General features: G+C 71.4%; 24 protein-coding genes and 1 pseudogene. 10 read left to right on the plus strand and 15 right to left on the minus strand.

Annotation, left to right across the window (positions count from 1 at the left end; genetic code table 11):
* Positions 1–4: 4 nt before the first annotated feature.
* Positions 5–562 carry a hypothetical protein gene (locus ACZ6S4_RS11745; RefSeq protein ID WP_465474889.1) on the plus strand — a complete coding sequence of 186 codons (558 nt, stop codon included), beginning with the start codon at positions 5–7 and terminating at the stop codon, positions 560–562.
* Here ACZ6S4_RS11745 and ACZ6S4_RS11750 read toward each other — a convergent pair.
* On the minus strand, positions 555–1,502 hold the full coding sequence (locus ACZ6S4_RS11750; RefSeq protein WP_465474890.1) for an LLM class F420-dependent oxidoreductase: 948 nt from the start codon (positions 1,500–1,502) through the stop codon (positions 555–557). The genes ACZ6S4_RS11745 and ACZ6S4_RS11750 overlap by 8 nt on opposite strands.
* A gap of 74 nt (positions 1,503–1,576) precedes the next feature.
* On the opposite strand from ACZ6S4_RS11750, the gene ACZ6S4_RS11755 reads away from it, so the two are divergent.
* The gene (locus ACZ6S4_RS11755; RefSeq protein WP_465474891.1) at positions 1,577–2,419 is read left to right on the plus strand and encodes an alpha/beta hydrolase family protein; all 843 of its coding nucleotides are present in this window, start codon (positions 1,577–1,579) and stop codon (positions 2,417–2,419) included.
* Positions 2,420–2,504: 85 nt separating this feature from the next.
* On the opposite strand, the pseudogene ACZ6S4_RS11760 reads toward ACZ6S4_RS11755, so the two are convergent.
* Positions 2,505–3,626 (minus strand): annotated as a pseudogene (locus ACZ6S4_RS11760) (APC family permease); the annotation flags it as partial.
* Between the two features lie 111 nt (positions 3,627–3,737).
* Here ACZ6S4_RS11760 and ACZ6S4_RS11765 point away from each other — a divergent pair.
* Positions 3,738–4,229: an Lrp/AsnC family transcriptional regulator gene (locus ACZ6S4_RS11765; protein ID WP_360556522.1), complete on the plus strand. Its 492-nt coding sequence runs from the start codon at positions 3,738–3,740 to the stop codon at positions 4,227–4,229.
* On the opposite strand, the gene ACZ6S4_RS11770 is transcribed toward ACZ6S4_RS11765, so the two are convergent.
* The gene (locus ACZ6S4_RS11770) at positions 4,171–4,818 is read right to left on the minus strand and encodes an Rrf2 family transcriptional regulator (RefSeq protein ID WP_465474892.1); all 648 of its coding nucleotides are present in this window, start codon (positions 4,816–4,818) and stop codon (positions 4,171–4,173) included. The genes ACZ6S4_RS11765 and ACZ6S4_RS11770 overlap by 59 nt on opposite strands.
* 41 nt (positions 4,819–4,859) lie before the next feature.
* Here ACZ6S4_RS11770 and ACZ6S4_RS11775 point away from each other — a divergent pair, with 41 nt between their 5' ends.
* Positions 4,860–5,627, plus strand: coding sequence for an NIPSNAP family protein (locus ACZ6S4_RS11775; protein ID WP_465474893.1), 768 nt, complete (start codon positions 4,860–4,862; stop codon positions 5,625–5,627).
* Between the two features lie 340 nt (positions 5,628–5,967).
* Here ACZ6S4_RS11775 and ACZ6S4_RS11780 read toward each other — a convergent pair whose 3' ends face one another.
* Positions 5,968–7,146 carry an amidohydrolase family protein gene (locus ACZ6S4_RS11780; RefSeq protein ID WP_465474894.1) on the minus strand — a complete coding sequence of 393 codons (1,179 nt, stop codon included), beginning with the start codon at positions 7,144–7,146 and terminating at the stop codon, positions 5,968–5,970.
* A 60-nt stretch (positions 7,147–7,206) separates the two neighbouring features.
* Positions 7,207–8,817 carry a chitinase gene (locus tag ACZ6S4_RS11785; protein ID WP_465474895.1) on the minus strand — a complete coding sequence of 537 codons (1,611 nt, stop codon included), beginning with the start codon at positions 8,815–8,817 and terminating at the stop codon, positions 7,207–7,209.
* Positions 8,818–8,988: 171 nt separating this feature from the next.
* On the opposite strand from ACZ6S4_RS11785, the gene ACZ6S4_RS11790 reads away from it, so the two are divergent.
* Entirely contained in the window at positions 8,989–12,042 is a 3,054-nt protein-coding gene (locus ACZ6S4_RS11790; protein WP_465474896.1) for an EAL domain-containing protein, read from the plus strand.
* Positions 12,043–12,222: 180 nt separating this feature from the next.
* Here the strand turns inward: ACZ6S4_RS11790 and ACZ6S4_RS11795 are convergent, their stop codons facing one another.
* The 6 genes from ACZ6S4_RS11795 to ACZ6S4_RS11820 form a co-directional block, all read right to left on the minus strand.
* Positions 12,223–12,444, minus strand: coding sequence for a hypothetical protein (locus ACZ6S4_RS11795; protein ID WP_465474897.1), 222 nt, complete (start codon positions 12,442–12,444; stop codon positions 12,223–12,225).
* A gap of 169 nt (positions 12,445–12,613) precedes the next feature.
* Positions 12,614–13,735 carry a hypothetical protein gene (locus ACZ6S4_RS11800; RefSeq protein ID WP_465474898.1) on the minus strand — a complete coding sequence of 374 codons (1,122 nt, stop codon included), beginning with the start codon at positions 13,733–13,735 and terminating at the stop codon, positions 12,614–12,616.
* Between the two features lie 129 nt (positions 13,736–13,864).
* Positions 13,865–14,074 carry an Imm51 family immunity protein gene (locus tag ACZ6S4_RS11805; protein ID WP_465474899.1) on the minus strand — a complete coding sequence of 70 codons (210 nt, stop codon included), beginning with the start codon at positions 14,072–14,074 and terminating at the stop codon, positions 13,865–13,867.
* Positions 14,062–14,202: a hypothetical protein gene (locus tag ACZ6S4_RS11810; protein ID WP_465474900.1), complete on the minus strand. Its 141-nt coding sequence runs from the start codon at positions 14,200–14,202 to the stop codon at positions 14,062–14,064. The genes ACZ6S4_RS11805 and ACZ6S4_RS11810 overlap by 13 nt, the downstream gene beginning before the upstream one ends.
* 17 nt (positions 14,203–14,219) lie before the next feature.
* Positions 14,220–15,179, minus strand: coding sequence for a TolB family protein (locus ACZ6S4_RS11815; RefSeq protein ID WP_465474901.1), 960 nt, complete (start codon positions 15,177–15,179; stop codon positions 14,220–14,222).
* Positions 15,180–15,432: 253 nt separating this feature from the next.
* Complete coding sequence (locus tag ACZ6S4_RS11820) at positions 15,433–16,206, minus strand: SDR family NAD(P)-dependent oxidoreductase (RefSeq protein WP_465474902.1); 774 nt, start codon at positions 16,204–16,206, stop codon at positions 15,433–15,435.
* Between the two features lie 160 nt (positions 16,207–16,366).
* On the opposite strand from ACZ6S4_RS11820, the gene ACZ6S4_RS11825 reads away from it, so the two are divergent.
* Together ACZ6S4_RS11825 and ACZ6S4_RS11830 are read left to right on the plus strand one after the other, a co-directional pair.
* Positions 16,367–17,275: an AraC family transcriptional regulator gene (locus tag ACZ6S4_RS11825; RefSeq protein ID WP_465474903.1), complete on the plus strand. Its 909-nt coding sequence runs from the start codon at positions 16,367–16,369 to the stop codon at positions 17,273–17,275.
* 190 nt (positions 17,276–17,465) lie between these two features.
* The gene (locus tag ACZ6S4_RS11830; RefSeq protein WP_465474904.1) at positions 17,466–18,428 is read left to right on the plus strand and encodes an NAD(P)-dependent alcohol dehydrogenase; all 963 of its coding nucleotides are present in this window, start codon (positions 17,466–17,468) and stop codon (positions 18,426–18,428) included.
* A 705-nt stretch (positions 18,429–19,133) separates the two neighbouring features.
* Here ACZ6S4_RS11830 and ACZ6S4_RS11835 read toward each other — a convergent pair.
* Complete coding sequence (locus tag ACZ6S4_RS11835) at positions 19,134–19,898, minus strand: NAD-dependent epimerase/dehydratase family protein (RefSeq protein ID WP_465474905.1); 765 nt, start codon at positions 19,896–19,898, stop codon at positions 19,134–19,136.
* Positions 19,899–20,194: 296 nt separating this feature from the next.
* Here ACZ6S4_RS11835 and ACZ6S4_RS11840 point away from each other — a divergent pair, with 296 nt between their 5' ends.
* Positions 20,195–20,842 carry an alpha/beta hydrolase gene (locus ACZ6S4_RS11840; RefSeq protein ID WP_465474906.1) on the plus strand — a complete coding sequence of 216 codons (648 nt, stop codon included), beginning with the start codon at positions 20,195–20,197 and terminating at the stop codon, positions 20,840–20,842.
* Here the strand turns inward: ACZ6S4_RS11840 and ACZ6S4_RS11845 are convergent, their stop codons facing one another.
* The 3 genes from ACZ6S4_RS11845 to ACZ6S4_RS11855 all read right to left on the minus strand — a co-directional run bounded on the left by ACZ6S4_RS11845 (position 20,843) and on the right by ACZ6S4_RS11855 (position 23,230).
* Positions 20,843–21,625, minus strand: a complete 783-nt coding sequence (locus ACZ6S4_RS11845; RefSeq protein WP_465475074.1) for an SAM-dependent methyltransferase — start codon at positions 21,623–21,625, stop codon at positions 20,843–20,845.
* A 108-nt stretch (positions 21,626–21,733) separates the two neighbouring features.
* Positions 21,734–22,300 (minus strand): hypothetical protein, encoded by a 567-nt coding sequence (locus ACZ6S4_RS11850; protein WP_465474907.1) that lies wholly within the window; start codon positions 22,298–22,300, stop codon positions 21,734–21,736.
* 309 nt (positions 22,301–22,609) lie between these two features.
* Entirely contained in the window at positions 22,610–23,230 is a 621-nt protein-coding gene (locus tag ACZ6S4_RS11855) for an acyl-CoA-like ligand-binding transcription factor (RefSeq protein WP_465474908.1), read from the minus strand.
* A gap of 80 nt (positions 23,231–23,310) precedes the next feature.
* Here ACZ6S4_RS11855 and ACZ6S4_RS11860 point away from each other — a divergent pair, with 80 nt between their 5' ends.
* Together ACZ6S4_RS11860 and ACZ6S4_RS11865 are read left to right on the plus strand one after the other, a co-directional pair.
* Positions 23,311–24,246 carry an oxidoreductase gene (locus tag ACZ6S4_RS11860; RefSeq protein WP_465474909.1) on the plus strand — a complete coding sequence of 312 codons (936 nt, stop codon included), beginning with the start codon at positions 23,311–23,313 and terminating at the stop codon, positions 24,244–24,246.
* Positions 24,247–24,272: 26 nt separating this feature from the next.
* Positions 24,273–25,094: a hypothetical protein gene (locus ACZ6S4_RS11865; RefSeq protein WP_465474910.1), complete on the plus strand. Its 822-nt coding sequence runs from the start codon at positions 24,273–24,275 to the stop codon at positions 25,092–25,094.
* Positions 25,095–25,162: the final 68 nt, after the last annotated feature.

The raw sequence follows: 25,162 nt of genomic DNA on the forward strand, positions 1-25,162 counted from the left end.
CGTCATGGGTGACCAGGAACTGCTCGAACGACAGGCCGCCTTGCAGGCCGAGGGGGCCGAACTGCTGTCCCGGCTCGGCATCCTGGGACCGCTCGCGCCGACCGGCAGCTTCGTGTCCGGGCTGATGGTGTGGCGCGACCTCGACGTGATGCTGCTCGGCGGGCCGTCGTTCGGACCGCACGACGTGCTGGGGCTGCTCGGCCGCGCCGTCGAGCTGCCCGGTCTCACCAGCTTCGCCTGCGCCGACGAACGCGGGGAACGCTCGCCCACCGGTGAGCAGCGTGACGAGCGGTTCCACCTGCCGCTGCGTGTCGGCGCGTGGCGCGTCGACCTGTCGGTCTGGCTGTACGACGATCACGCGAACGTGACGGCGTACCACCGGGACCTGGCCGCCTCGCTCACCACCGTCCAGCGGCTGACCATTCTGCGCATCAAAGACGTGTGGCACCGGCGTCCGGAGTATCCGGACGAGGTGAGCGGTTTCGAGATCTACACCGCGGTGCTGGAGCACGGCGTCCGCACGCCGCAGGAGTTCGAGGAGTGGCTGCGGCCTGTCAACTGAGGAATTCCTCCGCGAAACCGCGGACCTGCTCCACGTCGGTCGGATCGTCGAAGCCGACGATGAGTTCCTGGACCCCGGCGGCCTCGTAGGCGGCGATCCGCTCACGGACCGTGGCCACCGTCCCGACGAGCCCGTACCCGCCCAGGTCGCCCGGATAGGCGAACTCGATGCCGGGCGGCACCGCGGCACGGGCCTCAGCGTCGGTGTCCCGGATGATGCACACCGTCGTCGCCGTGCGCAGGATGCTTTCGTAGTCCCGCCCGACCTCTTCGCAGTGCGCGCGCAGCACCGCGTACTTGTGCGCCAGGACAGCGGGCGAATCCATCACGTTGCAGGCGTCGGCGTACCTCGCGACCAGTCGCAGGGTGACCTTCTCACCGCCGCCGGCGATCATCAGCGGGATGTGCGGCGACTGGACGCCCTTGGGCTCGTTGACCGCTCCGCGCAACTGGTAGTACTTGCCGTCGAAGGTCGTCTCCTTCTCCGTCCACAGCGAGAGGATGATCTGCGCTGCCTCGCCGAGCCGACGGAGCCGGTCGCCCGCGGTGCCGAACTCGTAGCCGTACCCGATGTAGTCCGGCTCGTACCAGCCCGCGCCGATCCCCAGCGTGAGCCGGCCGCCGGAGAGCACGTCCACGGTGGACGCCATCTTGGCCTGCAGGGCGGGGTTGCGGTAGCTGTTGCCGGTGACCAGCTGCCCGACCCGGACCCGGGTGGTGTCGCGGGCCAGGCCGGTCAGCACCGACCAGGACTCGAAGACCATTTCCGCCGACGGCGGGATCGTGGTGAGGTGGTCGGGTGCCCACAGCGTTCCGTAGCCGAGCTCGTCCGCCGCGCGGGCGATCCGGGTCAGCGTCTCGTAGGCCTGGACCGGGTCGGTGAAGCGGGCAAACTCCTGCCCGAAACCGGTGGGAAGAAAAATACTGAAAGTCAGGGCCACGGTACGACGGTCCTTCCGCTCGGATGCCGGTGGTTACGTGGTACCGACCGAGCGCGCACCGGAAAGGAATCGCCATGACAGCCGCTTGTTCTGAGGCGGACTTCCCGCCGTCCCTCACGCCGCCGGCCACCACGCCCGCGGTGCGGTTCGCCAGCGGCGGCCACACGCTGCTGGGCGTTCTGCACCTGCCGGCGGGACCGGGCCCGCACCCGGTGGTCGTGGTCCTGCACGGGTTCCCGGGCAACGAGCGCAACTTCGACCTGGCCCAGGCGCTGCGGCGGGCGGGCTACGCGGCCCTCGTGTTCCACTACCGCGGCTCCTGGGGCGTGGACGGTTCCTGGTCCTGGGGCCACGTGCTCGAGGACGCGGCCGCTGTCGTGGACGCCGTACGCGGGGACGCCATGGCCGGCGCGCACCGGCTGGACCCTTCCCGGGTCGCTGTGGTCGGTCACAGCCTCGGCGGGTTCGCCGCCCTCATGACCGCGGCCGCGGATCCGCGGGTCGGCGCGGTGGCCTCGATCGCCGGTTTCGACTTCGGCGCGGCCGCGGCGGCCTGCCAGGACCCGGCGATCCGCGCCGGATACGTCGAGGCCTTCGACGACGATCTGCTGCCGTTGCGGGACACCAGCGGCGAGGCACTCGTGCGGGAGATGGAGGCCGCCGGCCCGGCGTGGAGCCTGGGCGGGCTCGCGCCGCGGCTGGCCGACCGGCCGGTGCTGCTCGTCGGCACGGGCCGCGATCCCGTCACGCCCGCCGACACGCATCACCACCCGCTGGTGCGGCTGTACCGGGAGTTTCCGCTCGATCGGCTGGAACACCGGCTCTTCGAGACCGATCACGCGCTGTCCGATCACCGGACCGCGCTGGCTCGCGCTGTCGTCGACTTCCTCGACCGGCATCTGCCGGCCGGGATGTGACCACGCCCGCGCGGCCGGCCGGCCACATTGCCGTCGCAGCCGTCACGAGCAGGGCCGGTATCAGGGCGTATCCGGTGAGGAGCAGGACGGCGGCGACGGCCACCGTGGCGACGGCGGCAACAGTGCGCGAGGCCCCGGTGAGGGTGCGCCAGCCGGCCACGGTGCAGCCGAGATAGACGGCGAGGAAGAAGGCGCTCGGCACGGTGAGCATGGCCGAGACCGGGACCGTGCCGGTGCCGAGCAGCCAGGTCGCGACGAGTTCGGCGGTCAGCATGACGGTCAGCAGCCACGGCGGGATGACCAGGCGATCGGCCCAGCGCCGGCGGCCGGGGGCGGTGAGGCTCCGGGCCAGGGTGGCGCCGCCGGTGAAGTACGCGTTGGTCGTGCTGACGGTCAGGGCAATCGCGGCGCCCGCCGCCACGGCCGAACCCGCGGAGCCGAAGGACAGCGACAGCAGGGCGGCCAGCGGCACCTCCGTGCCGGCGCGCGGGCCGAGCGCGGCGACGGTGACGGCGGCCAGCGACAGGTAGACGACGGTCGTCACCGCGAAGGCGATCCCGATGACCTTGGGCAACTGCCGACGGGGATCGGTGAACCGCGCGGTGAGCGGGGCGATCGCCTCCCAGCCGACGAAGGACAGCATCAGCAGGGCGGCCGCCGACCCGACGGCCGGCCAGCCGTGCGGCGCGAACGGCTGCCAGTTGCGGGCGGCCGAGCTCGGCACCGCGCCGGCGACGGCCACGATGACCACGACGACGAGCACACCGATCAACGCGAGCTGCACCGTCGTCGAGGCCCGCACTCCGCACATGGTCACGGCGAGCACGACCAGGAGCAGGCCGGCGCCGGCCAGCGCGGTGGCCTCCCGACCGGCGCCGAGCAGGGCGGCGAGGTAGCCGGCGCCCATGTGGCAGACGACGGGTGCTCCGGTGATGATGCCGGCGAGGAAGCACCAGGAGGCGGCGCGGCCGGCCCGCATCCCGAGCCCGGCCCGCACGTACGTGGCGGCCCCGCCGTCCGAGGGCCGGGCCACGCCCAGGGCGGCGAAGACCACGGCGAGCAGGCCGGACAGGATCAGCAGGCCGATCCACGCGAGGATCGAGGCCGGGCCGGCGGCCGCCGCGGCCAGTCCGGGCAGGACGAGCAGACCGGGGCCGAGCAGGGCACCGACGTAGAGGGCCACGCCCCGGGTGACGCTGAGCTTCATGCCGCAATTTTGTTCCGTACCGGACCGCACGCGATGGCAAAGATGCCGCTGCAGAGCGTGGGCGGAGCACGATCATGTCGCAGAACCGGCTTGGCGCGCCATAATGTTCGAATGCCTCTGTACGACGCCACCGACCGCGCGATCCTGGAGCGGCTCCAGCACGACGGACGCATCGCCAACGTCGACCTGGCCGACGCGGTGTCGCTGTCACCGTCGGCGTGCCTGCGCCGGCTGCGGGCCCTGGAGGAGAACGGGATCATCGCCGGCTACCGGGCCGAGCTGGACCGCGCCCGGCTGGGGCTGGAGCTCACCGTCTTCGTCGAGCTGAAGGCCGAGCGGCACTCACAGGAGACCTCCGAGCGGATCGAACGCGCCCTGACCGCCATCTCCGGCGTGGTGGCTTGTCACGTCATCTCCGGCCACTCGGACTTCCTGGTGGAGGTGGCGGTGCCGACGCTCGCCGCGTACGAACGGCTGCTGCTGGACCGCATCCTCGCCATCCCGTCCGTCATCGACGCGCGCAGCACTTTCGCGATCCGTACCGTCAAGAGCCGGGGGCCGCTGCCGCTGGACCACCTCGCGCCGCGCCGGGACGACCGCTAGACACGCCGGCCCCGGCGGCGGCCCCGGCCCCGGCCCCGGCGGCGGCCCCGGCCCCGGCGGCGGCCCCGGCCCCGGCGGCGGCCCCGGCTCCGGGGGCGGTTGGTCGCTGGGCCGGCCGGCCGCCGGCAGCGGGTATTCCGGCCCACTCGGTGGGCAGGGGGTGCGTGCGCAGCAGGGTGTCCAGCAGGTGGTCGATCGTGTGCCGGGACAGCTCGCCGGCCACGGCCCGGGCCACCCCGTCGTAGATGTCCCCGAGAACCGGTCCGATGCCGTAGCCCACGGGACATTCCTGGCTCGGCCGGTGCGGGTGCGGGGCGAAGACGGCGCCCGGCTCGACCACGGCGTACACGTCGGCGAGCGTGATGCCGGCGGCCGGCCGGCCCAGCGACCAGCCGCCGCCGGGGCCTAGGTCGGCGGTGACCAGGCCGGCGTCGCGCAGGGGCCCGAGTGCCCGGCGTACGGCGACCGGGTTGCTGTCCAGGCTCGCGGCGATCTGATCGCTGGTCAGCCCGGGGTGGCCGTGCCGCCGGGCCAGCGCGAGCCAGCACAGGGCGTGCACGGCCACGGTGAGACGACTGTTGCCGGCCATGGCTGGCCTCCCCCCATAATGAGTAACACACATTGTTACAGATGGGGGAGCCCGTGCGGAATCAGCAGAACACCGTGGCCACCGACCTGGCCGGCTGCGACGTCGTCGAGATGCGCCGGTACACGCTGCGGCCGGGCACGTTCGACGAGCTCCAGGAGGTGTTCCAGCGGTGGTTGGTCGACGGCCTGGAGCGGTCGGGCATGCGGCTGGGCGGGCAGTTCCGGGACCGGGACGACCCGGATCGTTTCGTGTGGTTCCGCGGCTTCACGTCCATGGCGCAACGCCAGGAGGCGCTGGAGGACTTCTACCTCGGGCCGGTGTGGCTGGAGCATCGGGACGCCGCCAACGCCACCATGATCGACAGCGATGACGTGCTGCTGCTGCGCCCGACCTCGCCGGCTCATCGCCCGGGTCCTGCGGTTACCGCCGGAGCCCCGGGACCGACGGCCGACCCGGCGTGGGTGATCACTCTGGCGTGGTCGCTCCCAGCCGGCTCCGACCTCGAGGCGGCGGTGACCGGCCGCGGACACGAGGTGCTCCAGCGGGTGCTCGGCGTGCCGGTGGCCATGTGGCGCACCGAGCCGAGCGCCAACACGTTCCCGCGGCTGCCGGTACGCGACGGCAACCACGTGGTCGCGCTGGCGGTCTTTGCCGACCGGGAGGAGTGGGCAGAGGCGGAGAAGCGGCTCAGCGCCGACACCGAATGGCAGCAGCTCGCCAAGCGGCTCGGGGACGCGGGGGCGACCGCCGAGCTCATGCGCCTCGAGCCGACGGCCACGTCACGCCATCCGCGGCCGATGCCGGCCTGAGCCGCAGCGTGGAAGCTGTCGGCGCCGGCCCTAGCCGCAGCGCGGAAGCGACCGGCGCCGCCCCGAGCCACAGCGCAAAAGCGACCGGCGCCGGCCTGAGGCGCAGCGCGGAAGCGACCGGCGCCGCCCTAGCCGCAGCGCAAAAGCGACCGGCGCCGGCCTGAGGCGCAGCGCGGAAGCGACCGGCGCCGCCCTAGCCGCAGCGCGGAAGCGACCGGCGCCGGCCTAGCCGCAGCGCGAAAGCGACCGGCGCCGGCCTGAGGCGCAGCGCGGAAGCTGTCGGCCAGAGCCGGGTGGCGCGGTGCGTCCTCAGGTCAGCCGGAGCATGATGACCTCAGGTTCAGGCAGCCGGCGCACCGGCCAGGTACACCGTCCGCGGCCGGGCCAGAGTCGTGATGTCCCGGGTGGGATCGCCTTCCACGAGCACGAGATCGGCGTCGAAGCCCGGGCGGATGCGGCCCTTGTGCTCGCCCAGGCCGCAGACCTCCGCGGCGATCGACGTGGCCGCGGCCAGGGCGGCGGCCGGGTCGATGCCGGAGTCCACGTACTCCGCGATGGTGGCGGGCAGGATGCCGTGCGGCTTGGCCGGGCCGATCCCGGCGTCCGAGCCGGCCACGAGGCGCACTCCGGCCCGGTACAGCCGCGCGGCCCCGTCCTGCAGGCCGGCCTGGGTGAGACCGGCACGCTCGGCCATGGCCAGCACGGCCGGCGGCACCACCACGGCGGGATCCGAGCCCAGCGTGGCGCACACCGCGATCTCCGCCTCGGCGAGCGCGGCTGCCAGGTCGTCCTCGACCCGGGTCCCCGTGGCCGTCACGCAGGTGCAGTGTTCGATGCCGTCGACCCCGGCCCGCACCGCCTGCCGGACGGCGGAGGTGGCATGCGCATGCGCGGTGATCGGCAGGCCCTGGTCGTGAGCTTCCCGTACGGCCGCGGTCAGCTCGTCGTCGGTGAACTGCGGCCTCGTGGTGTCCGTCCCCGGAGTGAACACGCCACCGCTCGCCATGATCTTCACCAGGTCGGCGCCCGCGGCAGCCCGCTCCCGGATCGCGGCACGGATCTCCGCCACGCCCCTGACCTCACCGCCCAGCGACCAGCAGTGCCCACCGACCGTCGTCAGCGGTGCGCCCGAGGCCACCACGACAGGCAGGCCCGCACTCGCCGCGGCCCGCCAGGCCAGCACCGCATCGCGCCGGTCGCCCAGGTCCCGGACCGCGGTCACGCCTGCGGCCAGCTGGGCACGCAACGACGCCTCGATCACCCCGGACACCTCGGCATCCGGCAGGTCGGCCAGCCGGTCGAGCGCACCGGGAGAGCTGTCCGCGCTCAGGTGGACGTGAGCATCAATCAGCCCGGGCAGCAACGTGCCGTCCGGCGCTTCGGACGCTGTCAGGCCGTCGGGCACCGCGTCCGTGCCGAACCGCACCTCGGCGATCCGGCCGCCGGACACGAGCACCACCGCGCCGCCGTCGTGCATCCGTTCGCCGTCGAACACCCTCGCCACCCGAACCGCAAGCATGCGAACTCCCCCAGAAGCGCCGGCGCGCATCAAACGGGCATAGTGCCACGCCCGGAGGGGTCAGTTCGTCGGCGGCTCCCCCGGCACCGTGAACAGCGGCTGCCACGGGTCGTCCGGGTTGGTCGGATACTCGGTCGAGGGCGCGTCACCCTTCGTCGACCATCGGGCCTGGTACGGCAGCGCGTCGAACAGCACCCGGTCCCCCCGGGCGTAGACCGTCGCCGGGTCCCACTTGTCGGTCACCCCGGTCACCGCCGGGCTCGGGCGGGGCGCCTTCTCCGACGGGCCCACCGGGCCGATCACCGACCACGGTGTCGGGTTGGAACCGTCGCCCGTCGCCGACGGGTCGAAGCCCTGGTTGACCCACTTCGCCTCGTAGACGACGCCGTGCCAGACCACCTTGTAACCGCTCACGTACTGGGCGGTGAGCCGCCACACCGGGTACGGGCTGGTCTCCGGGTCGTCGACGATGGGCGCCTGGTCCGGGATGGCCACGGAATCGCGACCGGAGGTGCCGACCGCGCTGCCGGGCAGGCCCGCGAAGACCGACGAGAAGGCCAGCGCCTCCTGGGCCACGCCGCTGCAGGTGTTGGAGTGCACGACCACGTTCGTGAAGGTGCCGCGGCACCGGGCGTCGCGGTTCAGCGACCACATCGACACCCGGCCCAGCCCTTTGTCGACGGCGAACGTGGCCAGCCCGCGCGCGTCGTCGACGGTGAACCGCTCGGCGTCGACGTCGTTCTGCCCGATCATCGGGGTGGCCCCGATCCGGGACCACACCTGCGGCGAGGTGAGCTGCACACCCAGCCGCAGGTAGAGGTCCGAGAGCTGGCGGTGGGTCGACTCCAGCGCCCGGGTGCTCAGCTCCAGCATGTCGGGGTCGGAGCCCGCCTCCGAGCCGAAGTCCATGGTCATCACGTTGACGCCGCGCAGCGAGACGCCGCCCTCCAGCGTCGCGCGTACCGCGCCCAGCCCGTCGGCGGTCAGGCCGTCCGGCGCAACCGGCAGGGTCAGCCACACCGCCAGCGGCTTGCCCGCCGAGGCCCGTTCAGCCTGCAACGTCGCCAGGGCGAGCGCGCGCCGCTGCAAGGACGCCTGGTCCGCTACCGCCGTACCCTCGATGTCCAGGTCCAAGGTCTGCACGTCGTAGCGGCGCACCAGCTGCCGGTAGGCAGCGGTCAGCCGGGCCTGGTCGGTGCAGGCCACCGCGAGCTCGGTGTTGGTCAGGCCGCCCACGCTGAGCAGGATGTTGCCGCCGGCCGAGCGCAGCTGGCTGATCCGGCGGTCCAGCTCCAGCGAGGCCGCCGCCTCGTCCGGGGTGTAGGCGCCGCCCCAGCTGGGCGCGCAACCGTCCTTGGGGTCAGCCACGACGAAGGCCAGAGCCACGTCGTTGGCCGGGTTCGCCGCCGGGTCCTGGAACTCGAACGTCGGGGTCAGGGTGACGTCAACATAAGGTACGGCCCACGACTTCGCGGTCGGGCCGGCCGCGTCGCGCAGGTGCAGCACCGCGACCGTGCCGCCGGCTCCGAGCCCGGCCAGCACCAGCACCAGGAAGCCGAGCCGCAGCCAGGACAGGCGCTCGGCCGGAGCCTCCGGTTCCTGCCAGTCCGGGTCGGCGAGCGGGTCGTCCTCCGGCCGCACGGACAGCGGGACGGCGCGGTCGGTGAGCATGGGCGGCCTCTCGATCGTGGGGCGTCGGGGCGGACCCCTCCAGCTCTCGGATCGGCAGATTCCCCGGCAACTGAAGGCCGGGGCGGGCAAACCTTTAAGAACGGGTCCGAGAACGCCGATGGGAGGTCGAACGGGCGCGACAGGTCCGCCGATGGCCGGTGCCGTACGACAGTGAAGGGCGACCTGATGCAGCGCAACCCGGTGGACCAGCGCCGTCCGGACGCCCCGCGCCAGTGGGGCGCCGACCGGCGGTCGGCGCCGCATCCGCTGGTGCCGCCGGCGATCTCCGAGGGCCGCATCGCCCGGGGCCGGCTCGCGATCGTGCTGACCATCACCGTCTGGGCCTGCTACGTCATCGGTACGGTGATCCAGCAGTTCATCGCCGGACGGGCGAGCACGGCGCGGCTGGCCATCGAGGCGATCGTCTACCTGATCGTGGTGACCGGGCTGGCCGCCTCCGCGACGGCGTACCTGATCACCCGGATCGGCTACTTCTACCGCACCCGGGCCCACCACCGGGCGCCGCGCATCGTCCTGGACAACTTCCTGCAGGGGACGACACCGTCGGTGACGGTCATCGTGCCCTCGTACCAGGAGGACGAGCGGGTCATCCGCACCACGCTACTGTCCGCGGCGCTGCAGGAGTATCCCGGCCTGCGGGTCGTGCTGCTCATCGACGACCCGCAGCAACCCCGGACCCGCGCGGCCCGCGACCTGCTCCTGGCCGCCCGGGCGCTGCCAGGCGCGCTCGAGGCCGAGCTGAGTGTCCCGTACGGTCGGGTGCAGGCGGCGTACGAACGGTTCGAAGAAGCCCTCGCCGAGCGCGACGAGCGCGCAGCCACCACCGAGGACATGCGTGACCTGGCCGCCGAGTACCGGTTCGCCGCAGGCTGGCTCATCGGCCTGGGCCGGCGACAGGACATGGTCGACCACACCGACGTCTTCTTCGTCGAGCACATCCTCAACGCGCTGGCCGAGGACCTCGGCACGATCGCCGAGGCGCTGGGCTCCGGCGCCGACGAGGAGGCCGCCCTGCCGGTGGAACGGCTGACTCAGCTGTACCGGCGGCTGCTGGCCATCTTCGACGCCTCGGTGACGAGCTTCGAGCGCAAGCGGTACGTCTCGCTGTCGAGCGAGGCGAACAAGGCGATGAACCTCAACAGCTACATCGGGCTGATGGGCGGCGGCTACCAGGAGGTCAGCACCCCGCTCGGGGTGGCGCTGGTGCCGGCCGGGCCGGGGCAGGCCGAGCTGGTCGTGCCCGACCCGGACTACGTGCTGACCCTGGACGCCGACAGCGTGCTGCTCCCGGAATACTGCCTGCGGCTGGTGCACCTGATGGAGCAGGGCGCGCACGAGCGGGACGCGGTGGCGCAGACGCCGTACAGCGCGTTCCCGGGCTCGGCGACGCGGATCGAGCGCATGTCCGGTGCCACCACCGACATCCAGCACATCGTGCACCAGGGCATGACGCACTACGACGCGACGTTCTGGGTCGGCGCCAACGCTGTACTGCGCAAGAAGGCCCTGGACGACATCCGCGAGGTCGCCTACGAGGGTGACTGGGAGATCAGCCGCTACATCCAGGACCGGACGGTCATCGAGGACACCGAGTCGACGATCGACCTCGGGGTGCACGGCTGGACGCTCTACAACTACCCGGAACGGATGGCGTACAGCGCCACTCCGCCGGACTTCGGCTCGCTGTGCATCCAGCGCCAGCGCTGGGCCAACGGCGGTCTGCTGATTCTGTCCCGGCTCAAGGACCAGTTCCGGGCGCGGGCGGCGCGGGGCAAGAAGAACCGCTTCGGTGAACTGTTCCTGCGGGTGAACTACATGGCCTCCATCTTCTGGAGCTCCGTGTGCCTGGTGGTCATGCTGGCGTACCCGTTCAACGCCGACCTGCTCAACCCGATCCTGCTGCTGGTGTCGGTGCCGTACTTCCTGATGATGAGCGCGGACCTGAAAGCCTGTGGTTACAAGCGGCTGGACGTGCTGCGGGTCTACGGCTTCAACCTGATCCTGTTGCCGGTCAACCTCTCCGGCAGCTTCGCCTCGATCCTGCAACTGCTGACCGGAGAGAAAAGCGCGTTCAAACGTACGCCGAAAGTGCGCAACCGGACGACGGCCGCAACCACGTACCTGATCGCGCCGCTGGCCCTGATCGCTCTGTGCGCCTGGACCGCTGTGCGTGACGTTCAGCTGCACCAGTGGGACAACCTGGTCTTCGCCGGGCTCAACCTGGTGCTGGCCACGTACGCGATGGTGGCGTTCGTCGGGGTCGGCAACACTGTCGTGGACCTGGTCACACACCTGCGCAACTGGCTGTACCGGCCGGTGCAGCCCAAGCGTTCCCGCGTGGCCGGCAAGCAGCCGACACCGGCCACCCACTCGGAGGGTCGCGCGATGGCGGCGACCGGCGCGATCGGTGATTGGGCCTCAGTGCTGCATTACCGTTCCGACAAGGGATCGTCGGGCTTGGTGGCGGTCCGGTCGGCTCAGGCGCCGGCCGGGGGCCGGTCCCGGCGGGGGCCGCAGGATCCGCAGCCGCGGTCGAACTCGTTCGAGGAGTTCACGTTCTTCACGGTCTTCCAGCCGATCTTCGAGCTGAAGTCGGGGACGGTGGTGGGTTACGAGGCTCTCACCCGGTTCGCCGACGGCACCCGGCCGGAACGCGGCCTGGCGGCGGCGCAGGCGCAGGGTGTGCACATCGACCTGGACGCGGCGCTGATCCGGGCGGCGTTGGCCTCGGCGAACGCTCTGCCGGAGGACACATGGCTGGCGGTCAACGTCTCCGGTGATCTGTTGCGGCGGCCCCGGGAGCTGGAGCCGCTGCTGGCGGAGAGTGCGCGGCCGCTGATTCTGGAGATTTCTGATGCCGAGGGTGCTGATCTGGACAACCTGCCTGCGGGGGTTCGGATCGCGGTCGATGACGCGGGTGCGGGTTACGACACTCTGGCTCGGATGGAGTCGTTGAAGCCGGGCTTCCTCAAGTTGGGGCGTGCATCTTTGGCCGGGGTTGAGGCCGAGGGGGCTCGTCGTGCTTCGATCCGGTCGCTGGTGGAATTTGCCGGCGAGCACAACTGCACGGTTATCGCTGAGGGGATCGAGTCGGCTCAGCAGCGAGATGCGCTGGTTGAGTGTGGGGTGCCGCTCGGGCAGGGGTTCTATCTGGGGCGTCCTGTTCCGGTGGAGCGGGCGCTCGCTGACGCTGCCAGCCGCTGATTGGCGGGGATCCGCTCTGCGCGACGCCGCGCCGCGCGTGGCGTCGGCACCGGGTGGGTCCGCTCAACGCGACGCCGCGCCGCGGGTGACGTCGGCACCGGGTGGGTCCGCTCAACGCGACGCCGCGCCGCGATTGCCGTGTGCGGCCTCCGCTCTCAGAGGCGAGCTGCGCATGCCCCCTCAGCTGTCAGCGGCGAGGCGCCGCCTGCTGCGCCGCTTGGTGAGATACGGCAGCGCGAACAGGTACAGGCCGGAGAACAGCAGCAACGCCAGCGGGAGCAGTGGCACGTAGGACACCCACACCACCGGGTCCTCCTGCGCGAGGGCGACGAACGTGACGATGACCGTCACCGTGAAGGCGATGGCGAGCCAGCGGTGGAACTGCCGGATCCACTTGTTCATGGGGACCTCCTCCTGAAGTGGCTGACCCCAGCTTGCGGCGGGCCGCCGCGATGGGATCTCACGGCGGTCACGCTATGTGCGGTGCGGTGGCGGCCGCTTCTCGATTCCTGACCGGTTCCGTGCGCACGACCCACGCCGGGCACTGAGCGCCCGGCGTGGGTTCACCTGATCAGGCTGACCGCAGGACGAGGTTGCCGAACTGCGAGGTCTCCTGGTCCACCACGATGACACCGCGCCGGTCGATGCCGATGACGGTGATCGCGATGTCGCTGGCCGGCTCGGGGAACAGCGTGGTCTGCCCCTTGCGCCAGCGGAACGGCACCGCGGAACTCTGCGGGTCCGCCCTCGTGTAACCCGTGACGTCGCCGCGCTCGTTGATGTCCAAGGCCGCGCCCACGTGCCCGGGCAGGCCGATGTCGAGCATCCGGCCGGCCCGCCAGACAACCGGCCGTGAGTCATGGGCGCCGAAGCTGGCGGCGCCGGTGACCATCCCGGCCTGGTTGAGGTCCGCGACCCGGCCGGCGGTGGCGCCCGTACCGGTGAGCAGGTCGGTCATCCGGCCGCGCTGCCAGAGGAACGGGTGGTCACCGGCCGACCCGGCGACCGCGCTGGTGCCGGCCACCTGACCCCGGTCGTTGATCGCCGTCGGCGTGCTGCTCTCTCCGCCCAGGGTGCCCAGCTCGGTCATCCGGCCCTGTTGCCACAGCACCGCCCGCTCGGTGGAGACGCCGGGCGTGGTGAGGACACCGATGACCTGACCCCGGTTGTTGATCCCGACGGCCCGGCTGTCCATGCCTTTGGGTGTCGCCAGCATCGTCATCCGCCCACGCGCCCAGACGAAGGCGCGGGAGGCATCGCTGCTGTCGGTCGCGGTGCCGGCGACCTGGTCGCGCTCGTTGATGAAGGTCGCCCCGAACGACGCCCCGGCGGGCCGCTTCAGATAGCTGACGGACCGGCCGCCGCGCCACAGGAACAGTCCGGCCTCGACGCCTCCGACGATGTGCCGTTTCTCGTTGATGTCGCCGGCGGTGGCGCCCTTGACGGGCAGGGCGGTCGGAGTACGCCGGCCCTGCCACCACACCACGGCCCGATAGTTGTCGCCGGCGTCGACGCTGGCGCCGATGATGTCGCCACGCTCGTTCACGGCTTTGGCGAACGACCCCTGGCCACCCAGCGAGTGCAGCTGGACCAGCCGTCCCGTACCGGCGGCGGGTGGCGCGGCCGCGGTCGCCATGGACGGGACGGCAGCGGCGGTCAGCACCACGGTGCCGGCGGTCAGAATGAGACTCATTTTTCGGATCGGATACAAGGTGTCGGCTCCTCGCTCAGTGGCCATGTCACCTTGTTCGTCACCGTGGGCAGCGGTTTCGTTCACGGAACGCTCTGTCGCTTCGCTGACTCATCGAAACGAGGGCCCGGGTCAGTCGTCGAAGGCGTGGCCTCGGCTCGTCGCAAGGTCCATCAGTCCGCGTAGGCGGGCCTCGTCGGCCGCGACCGTCCGGAGCCGGGCCGCCAGATCGTCGAGCACCGCCCGGTCCTTGCTGTGGGCGAGGAAAGCGTCCGCTTCCGCATCGGTCCAGAACCGCCCATCGAGCTCCGGCGCCTCGGTAGCCACGATCAGCTCGACCATGCCCGCCCAGAACGGCCGTTCGGCTCGTGGCCGAGTCCGACGATCACGCCGTCCACCGCCGTCGTGCCCGCTACCAGGTACAGGCGGAACTCGCCCGGCGTCAGTTCTGCTACCTCGATGGATGCCATCGGGCGATCTTCGCAGATCAGGTCGCCTGGTCCGGCGCGGCATTCATGGCCGCCCGGATGCGCAGCCACGTCGGATCCGTGGTCTCGGCGGTGGTCACGGTCGCGAGGTCATTCTGCTCCCAGCTGCGCGAACCGTCGGTGAGGACCAGATGCTGCTCCGGGTCGCCGTCGTCGGGAACATCGGAAGTGGCGTCCAGGAAGGCCGCCACGCCGGCCGGCGACGCTTCGCCGCCGGCACCGTCCACCGTCAGGAGCAGCAGGTCGCCTTCGTCACCGGCTACGACGAGCTCACCCGCCGCCGTGGTCGCCAGCGCGGTCACCGCGCCGGTCAGCACGTCGTGCGCGGTGGCTTGCGAGCTGTTCACGTCAACCTGAACAAGACTTCCGGCCGGCGTGCCGATCCACAGCACGCCGGGCCTGCCCGCGAACGCCAGGTTGTGCCGCGACCACGCTTGCATCTGTTCCAGCCACTCCGGCGGATACGGATATCCGGGGCTCGGCTCGCCGAGCGTCGTGGCCAGGACCCGTTCGAGCGACGGGAACGCGAAGACCTCCACCGAGTTGTCGTAGGCGTTGCCGCGGATCGCGAGGTGAGCGCCGTCCGGGCTGAACAGCGGCGTCTCGTACCCGTCGAAGTCCAGGATCAGTGCCCGGCGGACCACGCGCATCGCGCTCCCGTCGACCCGCGCGAAGAGGCCGAGGGTCGCACCCTGATCGCTGCTGAAGGTCACCATCAGACCGCCGGCCGGGTGCACCGCGACCCCGGTGTCCCACCACGGCCCCGCGCCGACCGTTCCGGCGGCGAGGTCGATGACGTCCGAGCTGTAGCCCGTCGTGCGCGACGACGGCGACGCCCACAACGTCCGGCCGTCCGGGCTGAAGGCCAGATCCCTGTACGCCGCGTCGGCCGACGCGCCCTCCACTTCGGAGAGTCCCGCGGTCGTCCATCGCAACACTCCGTCCGCACCGGCCACCATGAGCGAAGGCTCGGTCGGATGCCACGCCGCAGGAGGCAGGCGATCAGCGTTGATGGTCCCGACCTCCCGCAGGTGCCCTGCGGCACAGTCCCAGATGCGCACCGCCGGGCTTCCGGAGGCCAAACCGGCGACCAACGGGAGGCTGGGATGGCACAGCAGTCGCTCGATGGCAGCTCCAGCACCGATCCGGACGCGCGCCACAGTCTCCACGACAGCCATCCCGATACCGTAGAGCCTTGCGACACCGACCCGATCAGAGGTCGTAGCCGCCGGAGACCTCGATGTTCTGCGCCGTGATCCAGCGGCCCTCCTCTCCGAGCAGGGTCGCGATCACCAAGGCGATGTCGTCAGGCTCGCCGATGCGGCCGAGGGCGGTCTTGGCCGCGAGCGCGGGGATGACCTCGGGGTACGCCTCGAAGGCCGCGACGCCGGAGGAGTCGGAGAGCCGGGTGCGCGTCGGGCCGGGCGAGACGGCGTTGACCCGGATGCCCCGCGGCACGAATTCCTTGGCCAGGTAGCGGGTCAGCACATTCAGGCCGCCCTTCATCGTGGCGTACGCGGAGAAGCCGGCATCCACCAGTCCGGTCGGAAGCGCCGAGTTACTGCTCACGTTGACGATGGCGCCGCCGTCGGTCAGCAGCGGCAGCAAAGTCTGGGTCATGAAGTACGGGCCCTTGAGCAGCACCCGCATGAACTTGTCGAACAGTTCCTCGGTGGTGTCCTCGAACATGGACATCCCGCCGAAGCCGGCGTTGTTGACGAGGCAGTCGAACGTGTCCCGCTGCCAGGTGTCGCGCAGAGCGGCCACGACCTGCTCGCGGAACGCCGGGAACGTCTCGCTGCGGCCGATGTCGAGCCGCAGGGCGACGGCTGTGCCACCCTCCTTCTCGATGGCGGTGACCGTGCCCCGCGCGCCGGCCTCGTTGCCGCTGTAGGTGAGGATGACGTCCGTCCCCCGCTTCGCCAGCTGGATCGCTGTGCTCTGCCCGATGCCCGAGCTGGCGCCGATGACGATGGCGACCTTCATGTTGTGCCCACCTGTTCATTCATGGAGCCTTGTCCAGCTCCGTGCTATCTCGGTGAATCCATCACATCACCGTGAGCAGGCAAAACAGTAGAGCGATGCTCTCGTACCCTTGCCTGATCCTCTCCTTGTGAGGAATGCGGCCGGATGCTCCAATAGATGCGTGCCCCTCGACGAACTGCGCGCCCTGCTGACCCGCCATGCCCGCGAAGACGGGACCACCCCCATCGACGGTGTCCTGATCGGCCGCGCCGAGCAGGCGTTCCAGTCATCGACATCGATGTCCGGCATGGTGCTGGCCCTGGTCGCCCAGGGCGCGAAGATGCTCGCGCTGGGCGACCGGGTGTACGAGTACCGCGCCGGGCAGTATCTGGTCGCCTCGGTCGACCTGCCGGTCACCGGCTACTACACCGAGGCCAGCCCCGAACGGCCGGCGCTCGGCTTCGGTCTCGTCCTGCAGCCGTCGGCGATCGCGCAGCTGCTGCTCGACGCACCGCCCGGCGACCTGCCCCGGGCCCCCGGCGGCGGCACACCGTCCGCGATGGCCGTCAGCGACGCACCGCCCGAGCTCATCGATGCGGCCGTCCGCATGCTGCGCCTGCTCGACCGGCCCCGCGACATCCCGGTGCTGGCCCCGCTGATCGCCCGGGAGATCCTGTGGCGGCTGATCACGGGCGAGCAGGGCGCCACGGTACGCCAGCTCGGCCTGGCCGACAGCAGCCTGGCCCACGTGGCCCGCGCGGTGCGGTGGATCCGCGACAACTACCGCGAGTCGTTCCGGGTGCAGGACGTGGCGCGGATGTCCGGCATGAGCGTGTCGGCGTTCTACCGCAATTTCCAGGCGGTCACCGCGATGAGCCCGATCCAGTTCCAGAAGCAGTTCCGGCTCCAGCAGGCGCGGCTGCTACTGGCCACCCAGCCGGGCGACGTCACGGCGGTCAGCCACCAGGTGGGCTACGAAAGCCCGTCGCAGTTCAGCCGCGAGTACCGGCGCCAGTTCGGCGCGCCACCGAGCCAGGACGCCGCGCGACTCCGCGACGCCACAGAGTCTCCCGAGATGTCGATGCCCTGACTCGTCCGTCCCAGCCCGCCTGACGCCAGGTCCTGACTCGTCCGTCCCAGCCCGCCTGACGCCAGGTCCTGACTCGTCCGTCCCAGCCCGCCTGACGCCCGGTCCTGACGCGTCCGCCTCGCTCGGCGCGGCCCGGCCCGGTCGTAGCGCCCTCAGCGCAGTCACAGCGGCGCCGCCCCATGATGGGTCCATGCGAGCGGTGATGTTCCAGGCGTACGGCCCGCCCGAAGTCCTCACCCCGATCGACCTGCCGAAGCCCGTGCCCCGTGGTGACCAAGTTCAGGTTCAGGTGCACACGACCACGGTCACCTCCGCCGAATGTGGCATGCGTCGGGGTGAACCCCGCTGGGGCAGACTCATCCTCGGACCACTCCGCCCCCGCAAGGGAGTCCGCGTGCTCGGGCTGGAGTTCGCCGGCCAGGTCACGGCGCTCGGCCCGGCAGCGGGCCGGTATGAGATCGGTGATCGGGTGTTCGGGTTCACCGGCTTCGCCGTCGGGGCCAATGCCGAGTACAAGTGCCTGTCCGAGCGGGCATCGCTCACCACGATGCCGCCGAACGTCAGCTACGCACAGGCCGCAGCCAGCGTCGACGGCTTCACCACCGCCTGGTACTTCCTCCGCGAACTGACTCGGGTCCGAAAAGGACAAAGAGTCCTGGTCATCGGCGGCTCCGGCAGCATCGGCACGTACGCGGTCCAGCTGGCGAGGCGGACCGGCGCAGTGGTCCACGCCGTGTGCAGCGGCCGCAACGCGGAACTCGTCGAGTCGCTGGGTGCGGAACGGGTCTACGACTACACCGTCGAGGACTTCACCGCCGGCGGCGAACGGTACGACGTCGTCTTCGACACGGTGGGCCGGAGCTCGTTCGCCCAGTGCCGGGCTGTGCTGGCGCCGAGGGGCTGCTACCTGCCGACGACAGGACTGGTGAACAACGTGCTCGCCCTGCGTACCGCGATCACCGGCGGACCGCGGGTGCGCACCGGCATGTCGGTACGCAAGCACGCGGCCCTGGCCGAGCTGCGCGACCTGCTCGCACAGGACGCGCTCCGCGTCATCATCGACCGCAGCTACCCGCTGGCCGACCTCGCCGAGGCGCACCGGTACGTCGACAGCGGCCACAAGACCGGCAACGTCGTCATCACCCTCACCTGAGCCTGATCTGGCGAAGGGAAGCAATGATGGCGGCATGTTCCGAGCACCGAGCGTGGAGGTCGACGATCGTAAGGTCGGCGGCCTGCTCGCCTATCACGCGCTGATCGAGATCCGTGCTTTGGCCGGGAAACCGAGCCGGCAGCCGGGAACGGTGAACACCGACGAGGTGCTGGCGGAGATCCGAGCGCTGGCGGACCGGGCGCACAACCTCCCGCTGGGACCGCGCCCGCCACGGAGGTGGCGATCGACCCGCGCGCGGCGCGCCAGTTCGCGGGAACGGGCGATGCGGGCGCGGCCGATGAGCTACACCGGGCACACCACAGGCGAGCAGGGGCGAGCGTGGATGCTGCGGCACATCTCCGAGGCGGGATACCGGTGGACGCCGCCGCCCCCCCCTGCCCACGCCCGGCACGAACGCCGGCCCGTCCTCCTTACGGCAGTGGCTCCGCGCCCTGACCGGCCGGCTGAGGTAGTCACATCTCCCGAGCGACTTCCGCCAGCACCGCTCCACCGACAAGGCGGCCGAGCAATCACGGCTCCCCGAGCGACTTCCGCCAGCACCGCTCCACCGACAAGGCGGCCGAGCAATCACGGCTTCCCGAGCGACTTCCGCCAGCACCGCTCCACCGACAAGGCGGCCGAGCAATCACGGCTTCCCGAGCGACTTCCGCCAGCACCGCTCCACCGACAAGGCGGCCGAGGAAGTCAAGGCTTCCCGAGCGGCTTCTCGGCCATCGTCCCACCGACGAGCCGGTGCTCCGGCAGCGTCAGGTCCGGCTCCCCCACCGTTGCCGCCCACCGCTCTGCGTCGTCCCGCGGCTCGTAGCCGATCGCCCGGCCGCCCGCCCCCGACCACCACCGCCGGGTGTTCGCCGAGACACCCCACACCAGCCGCCACCCGGTCGCCCCGAGCGACGCCTCCACCAGTCGCGCCACGTCATCGGGCGAAAGCCACACCGACAGATCCCGCGGGTCGCCGGGCTGCTCAATGCACGAGCCGATTCGCAGGCAGATGACGTGCAAGCCGTACCGGTCGTAGTAAAGCCGGCCCAACGCCTCCATGGCCGCCTTGCTCCAGCCGTAGTAGGAGTCCGGCCGCGGCGGCACGTCGTCGGCCAGGCCCTCCGGGCCGGCATCGGCACGCTCGTACAGGCCTACCGCGTGGTTGCTCGACGCCAGCACCACCCGCGGCACCCCGGTGTCGTGCGCGGCCTGCAGCACCCGTTCGGTGCCGCGCACGTTGACGGCCAGCACGTCCTCGAACGGCCCCTCGCCGGCGATCCCGCCCAGGTGCACCACCGCGTCGACGCCCCGGCACGCCCGCTCGACGGCGGTCGCGTCGGTGACGTCCAGCGCCTCGACCCCTTCGCCGGCCCGCACGTCGGTCAGGCGCAGCTCGTGGTGCGCCAGGCGCTCGCGGAGCATGTGCCCGATGGAGCCGGACGCGCCGGTCAGGAGGATCACTGCCATGGGCAAGGTGTGCCCACCCGACGCCATCTCATGCCAGGTCCAAGAGAGCGCCAGGTCCCGGAACGGCGCCGGTTCCAGGGAGAGCGCCAAGTCCAGCCAAAGCGCCAAGTCCAGCCAAAGCGCCAAGTCCAGCCAAAGCGCCAAGTCCAGCCAAAGCGCCAAGTCCAGGCAAAGCGCCAAGTCCAGGCAAAGCGCCAGGTCCAGGAAGGCCAGATCCCGGGAGCGCCGGCCCCAAGGAGCGCCGGGTTCAGGTTCACCTCAAGGTCCGGCGGCTCACCTCAGCGTAGATTCCACTCGTGGCCACCTACGTCCTCATTCACGGCGCCGGCGACGTCGGCTGGTACTGGCACCTGGTCGAGGCCGAGCTGCAGGCGCGCGGCCACGACACCCTCGCCCCCGACCTCCCCTGCGACGACGACTCCGCAGGCCTGCCCGACTACGTGGACACGGTGGTCAGCGCGATCGGCCACCGCAGCGACGTGATCGTCGTCGCGCAGTCAGCCGGCGGTTTCGTCGCCCCACTCGTCTGCGAGCGGGTGGCGGCGCGCCTGCTCGTCCTGGTCGCACCCATGATCCCCGCCCCGGGCGAGGCACCCGCCGACTACTGGAAGCACACCGGCTACAGCGAAGACCTAGCCGGCCGATACGACGACGAGAGAGCCCTGTTCTACCACGACGTCCGGCCGGACCTGGCCGCTGAGGCACTCCGCCGCGGCCGCTACCAGTCCGAGACCCGGATGGGTGAACCGTCGCCGCTGAAGGCCTGGCCCGCCGTCCCCACCCGGGTGCTGATCTGCCGTGACGACCGCCTGTTCCCGCCCGGCTATCTTCGCCGCGTCGCCGGGGAACGCCTGGGCATCACCCCGGACGAGATCGACGGCGGACACACTCCCGCGCTGAGCCGGCCGCGCGAGCTGGCGGAACGTCTGACCGCGTACGGGTGATCAGCGACGGACAGCGGCCACCGCGCCGTAACCTGTGGCTTCCGCGGGGCTCGGCCGCGGGCCGTCACCCTCCGGGCGCCAGTCGGACACCGAGACGATGCCCGGCTCCAGCAGGTCGAGGCCCTCGAAGAAGCGGGACACCTCGGCCAGCGTACGCGGGGAGAAGCGCGGCTTGATCCCCTCGTTGACCGCGTTCATGGCCGCGATCGTCTCCGGGTCCAGCGGGTCGAACGTCGCGTGCGACAGCACCAGGTAACTGCCCGCCGGCAGCTCGTCGACCAGCCTGGTCACGATGCCGTACGGGTCCTCGGAGTCCTCGACGAAGTGCAGGACCGCCACCAACAGCAGCGCCACCGGCTTCGACCAGTCCAGGGTCTCGCGCACGGCCGGGTCGCGCAGGATCTTCTCCGGGTCGCGCACGTCGGCGTCGATGTAGGCCGTCGCGCCCTGCTCGGAGCTGGTCAGCAGGGCCCGGGCGTGGGTCAGCACCAGCGGGTCGTTGTCCACATAGACGATGCGTGACTCCGGGGCGATGCCCTGCGCCACGTCGTGCACGTTGTTCGCGGTCGGCAGCCCGGTGCCGATGTCGAGGAACTGGCGGATGCCGGTCTCGGCGGCGAGGTGGTTCACCGCCCGCTGCATGAAGGCGCGGTTCTCCCGGGCGGCCGTACGGATGTGCGGGAACACCGCGGCGATCGCCTCGGCGGCCTCCCGGTCGGCTTGGAAGTTGTCCTTGCCGCCGAGCCAGTAGTCGTACCGTCGCGCCGGGTGCGGCCTGGTCATGTCGATGCGGGACGCGCCGCTCGACCACTGCTCGTCGGTGCTCACCACGGTCTCCCGTCATCCTTGACAATGTGGCGCCGGGTCCCGCAGCAGCGTGCCCACGAGCTCCTACCGGGCCATCGTAGTAGGCCGATCACGTCGGCCGATCCGGCCCCACGGCTTGACCACGCTGAGCACGGTCGCGACCGTCAGGGCAGTCAGCGAGACGGCCGGCGGGAAGAACAGCGAGGAGACCTCGTCCGGAGGTTGCGCTCCTGATCCCAGCTCCCGACCGTACGCGGCGACGGCCGCCATGCCCGGCTCCAGCGCCACGATGATCAATGTGCAGAGCACCAGGTTCAGCACCAGCTTCACCGCCACCCACCAGTAGCGCAGCAGCCCCCACTTGGTACCGAGGCCCAGCACGAGGCCGCTGAGCAGGCAGATCAGCCCGGCCGTGAGCATCGGCCACACGGCGAAGGCAGCCAGCGCCCGGTAGGCCAGGCCGCGCACGTCGGCGTCCGACCCGTAGCGCCCGGTCCAGACCAGGACGGCGACCATGACGTCGATGCCGATCCAGGTGCCACCGGCGATGATGTGCAGGATCAGGGTGGCCCGGCGCCATCGCCGGCCGAGGACGAAGCCGCTCCCCGCCGCGGCGGGCCGGGTCGTGCGCATCGTTGATGCTGACCTCATCAGGCTCTCCTCAGGGTCCGGTGCGGCGCGATCGCGCCGCAGGCTTCCCTGTCACGGTGCCGGATCGCCGGGCCCATCGCGTACGTCGAGCGGCGACTCATCGGCTACGCAGCCGGCCGTAGCGACGCCCCGGGCTTGCTCAGCGCAGCGCGCCGGTCAACCAGCGCAGCGCACGGGTCAAGCAGCGCAGCGCACGGGTCAAAGCAGCGCAACGCGCCGGGTCAACCAGCGCAACGCGCCGGGTCAACCAGCGCAACGCGCCGGGTCAACCAGCGCAACGCGCCGGGTCAACCAGCGCAACGCGCCGGGTCAACCGGCGGGCGCGTCCAGGGCCGGCGCCACGACCGCGAACGCCTGGTCGGTCAGCTCGGCGAGGCGCTGCTCGTCGTCACCCGGCTGCCACTGCTGGAGCACGGTGTCGAACACGACCAGGGCCATCCCGGCGGCGATCCGCGGGTACGGGTCGGTGTCCGGGTCGAGGCCGCGGCGGGCGGCCAGCTCGGCGATCAGCCCGGCCCGCCACTGGGTCTGGCGTTCCAGCCAGCGGGCCTGCAGGGCGGGGGTGTCCAGGACCAGACGGACCACCTTGCGGGCCCGTTCGATGTGGTCGGGATGGTCGGTGCAGGCGGCCAGCGGCACCCAGACCGCGTGGCGCAGCGCGACCGACGGCGGCTCGGCGGGGGGCCGCTCGGCCAGCGCGGCCACGATGTCGGCGCCCATGTCGGCCAGGAACCGGACGACCACGTCCTCCTTGGAGGCGTAGTAGCGGTTGAAGGTGCGCCGGGACATGCCGGCAGCGGTGACGATGTCGTCGACGGTCACCGCGTCGAAGCCACGGGTGGCGAGCAGCATCAGGGCCGCGTCGCGCAACTCGTCGGCGACCAGCTGGCGTTTCCGTTCCGCCACGCTGCTGTCGGTCCGAGATCGCATGGCCAGATGCTACGTCAGGCCTCATCTGTCCTGTCGGGCACTTCTTGACTCATTGTGCCACCGATAGCACAGTGGGACCCATGACTGCTGACGGTTGGACCGAGGCACAGATTCCCGACCAGAGCGGCCGTACCTTCGTCGTCACCGGCGCCACGAGCGGGCTCGGCCTCGCCACGGCCCGGGCGCTCGCCGCCCACCGCGCGCGCGTCGTTCTCGCCGTACGGGATGAGGAGAAGGGCCACCGCGCGGCCGCCGGCATCGCGGCGGCCCGGCCCGGCGCGGAGCTGGAGGTACGGCGCATCGACCTGGCCGACCCCGATTCGGTACGGACCTTCGCCGACAGAATGCGCACCGACCACGCCCGGATCGACGTGTTGATCAACAACGCCGGGGTGATGGCCCCGCCGCGCACCCTCACCCCGCAGGGGCACGAGCTGCAGTTCGCCACCAACCACCTCGGGCACTTCGCTCTCACCGGGCTGCTGTTCGACCTGCTGCTCGCCGGCCGCGACGCGCGCGTCGTCACCGTGACCTCGGTCAACCACCGGCAGGCCCGGCCGCCCGCCGACCCGGCCGGCGAGCGGCGCTACTCCCCGATGGGCGCCTACAACACGTCCAAGCTGGCCAACGCGATCTTCGCCCGGGAGCTGCACCGCCGGCTGACCGCGGCCGGCAGCCCGGTGCGCAGCATGCTCGCCCATCCCGGTTACACCGCCACCAACCTGCAGACCAGCTCCACGACCGCGCTCTGGCGGTTCCTGCTGGGCCGGATCGGCAACCCGTTGCTGGCCCAGCCGGCCGACCGGGGCGCCCGGCCCCAGCTGTTCGCCGCCACCGACCCGGCGGCCCGGCCGGGCGAGCTCATCGCCCCGGACGGGCCGGGCGAGCTGCGTGGTCAGCCGGCACCGGGCCGGCTGTCGCCCGCGGCGACCGACCCCGGCCACGGCCGCCGGCTGTGGGAGCTGTCCGAACAGGCCACCGGCGTACGCTTCAGCGCCCTGAAGCCGTCCGTCTGAGCGCATCCGGGCCGACCATGGTCGGTATGAACAGCCCCTCGGCACCAACGACTGATCGCTACCTGCCCCTGATCCAATCGGTTGTCGCCCAGACCGCGTTCTTCGTGGCGGCGCTGTACTTCCTCGGCTACTTCGTCGTGGCCAGCTTCTACGGTTACTTCGGCCTGCCGGCCCGGCTGCTGGGCGACGCCACGAGCGGCATCGTGCTGCAGGGCGGGCGCCTGCTGCTCTGGCTGGCGATCATCGCCTTCCTCATCGCGTCGGCGGCGGTGCCCGCGTTCCAGGCGGTGAAGCGGCTGCACGCTGACCGGCCGCGGGTGGCGACCGCCGCGGTCATCGCCGCCGTGGTGCTGTTCGCCCTGCTGACGAGCGTCACCGCGCCCTCCGCCAGTCTCCTGCCGCAGGTCCTGCGGGCGACCGGCACCTGCGGCATCCTGCTGTGCGCGATGGCCCTCGTCTGGCTGCACGCGGACAATCCCCACGTACCGGTCCTGGCTCTGATCGGACGGCGCGGTCGCCTGCTGCTCGTCGGTGTCCTCGGGATAGCGATCCTGTCCGTGCTCGGCGAGATCTGCGGCTTCTACTCCGCCCGGCTCGCGGCGCGTGACCCGGGCACGATCCCGCGCGTCGTGATCCACTCCGAGGACGACCTCGGCCTGGTCGGAGCGGGCGTCACCCACCTCGCCGGGACGGCCGCGGACACCAGGTTCAAGCATGAGTACCGGGGACTCCTGGCGCTGACCCGCAAGAACGACCGGTGGTATCTGGTGGCGGCGGCGGACCCCCGGGCCGGGGTACGGATCGTGCCCGACTCCGACAGCATCCAGGTCGATCTCCAGACGGGCTGACCCCGGTGCACGGGCCCCGTGGGCATACCAGTGCCTCACACGGGCGCGACCGGGGTGCTGTGCGAGAA

This window comes from Actinoplanes sp. NPDC051405 (genome assembly GCF_055586185.1).

Excerpts from the sequence above, each read along its gene's own strand:
- ACZ6S4_RS11850 (WP_465474907.1), bottom strand. The coding sequence starts at position 22,300 with ATGAGGTCAGCATCAACGATGCGCACGACCCGGCCCGCCGCGGCGGGG.
- ACZ6S4_RS11820 (WP_465474902.1), bottom strand. The coding sequence starts at position 16,206 with ATGAAGGTCGCCATCGTCATCGGCGCCAGCTCGGGCATCGGGCAGAGC.
- ACZ6S4_RS11745 (WP_465474889.1), top strand. The coding sequence starts at position 5 with ATGGGTGACCAGGAACTGCTCGAACGACAGGCCGCCTTGCAGGCCGAG.
- ACZ6S4_RS11785 (WP_465474895.1), bottom strand. The coding sequence starts at position 8,817 with ATGCTCACCGACCGCGCCGTCCCGCTGTCCGTGCGGCCGGAGGACGAC.
- ACZ6S4_RS11755 (WP_465474891.1), top strand. The coding sequence starts at position 1,577 with ATGACAGCCGCTTGTTCTGAGGCGGACTTCCCGCCGTCCCTCACGCCG.
- ACZ6S4_RS11830 (WP_465474904.1), top strand. The coding sequence starts at position 17,466 with ATGCGAGCGGTGATGTTCCAGGCGTACGGCCCGCCCGAAGTCCTCACC.
- ACZ6S4_RS11795 (WP_465474897.1), bottom strand. The coding sequence starts at position 12,444 with ATGAACAAGTGGATCCGGCAGTTCCACCGCTGGCTCGCCATCGCCTTC.
- ACZ6S4_RS11800 (WP_465474898.1), bottom strand. The coding sequence starts at position 13,735 with ATGAGTCTCATTCTGACCGCCGGCACCGTGGTGCTGACCGCCGCTGCC.
- ACZ6S4_RS11860 (WP_465474909.1), top strand. The coding sequence starts at position 23,311 with ATGACTGCTGACGGTTGGACCGAGGCACAGATTCCCGACCAGAGCGGC.
- ACZ6S4_RS11810 (WP_465474900.1), bottom strand. The coding sequence starts at position 14,202 with ATGGCATCCATCGAGGTAGCAGAACTGACGCCGGGCGAGTTCCGCCTG.
- ACZ6S4_RS11770 (WP_465474892.1), bottom strand. The coding sequence starts at position 4,818 with ATGGCCGGCAACAGTCGTCTCACCGTGGCCGTGCACGCCCTGTGCTGG.
- ACZ6S4_RS11865 (WP_465474910.1), top strand. The coding sequence starts at position 24,273 with ATGAACAGCCCCTCGGCACCAACGACTGATCGCTACCTGCCCCTGATC.
- ACZ6S4_RS11805 (WP_465474899.1), bottom strand. The coding sequence starts at position 14,074 with ATGGTCGAGCTGATCGTGGCTACCGAGGCGCCGGAGCTCGATGGGCGG.
- ACZ6S4_RS11845 (WP_465475074.1), bottom strand. The coding sequence starts at position 21,625 with ATGACCAGGCCGCACCCGGCGCGACGGTACGACTACTGGCTCGGCGGC.
- ACZ6S4_RS11835 (WP_465474905.1), bottom strand. The coding sequence starts at position 19,898 with ATGGCAGTGATCCTCCTGACCGGCGCGTCCGGCTCCATCGGGCACATG.
- ACZ6S4_RS11855 (WP_465474908.1), bottom strand. The coding sequence starts at position 23,230 with ATGCGATCTCGGACCGACAGCAGCGTGGCGGAACGGAAACGCCAGCTG.
- ACZ6S4_RS11815 (WP_465474901.1), bottom strand. The coding sequence starts at position 15,179 with ATGGTGGCCGGTGCGGACGGAGTGTTGCGATGGACGACCGCGGGACTC.
- ACZ6S4_RS11765 (WP_360556522.1), top strand. The coding sequence starts at position 3,738 with ATGCCTCTGTACGACGCCACCGACCGCGCGATCCTGGAGCGGCTCCAG.
- ACZ6S4_RS11775 (WP_465474893.1), top strand. The coding sequence starts at position 4,860 with ATGGGGGAGCCCGTGCGGAATCAGCAGAACACCGTGGCCACCGACCTG.
- ACZ6S4_RS11780 (WP_465474894.1), bottom strand. The coding sequence starts at position 7,146 with ATGCTTGCGGTTCGGGTGGCGAGGGTGTTCGACGGCGAACGGATGCAC.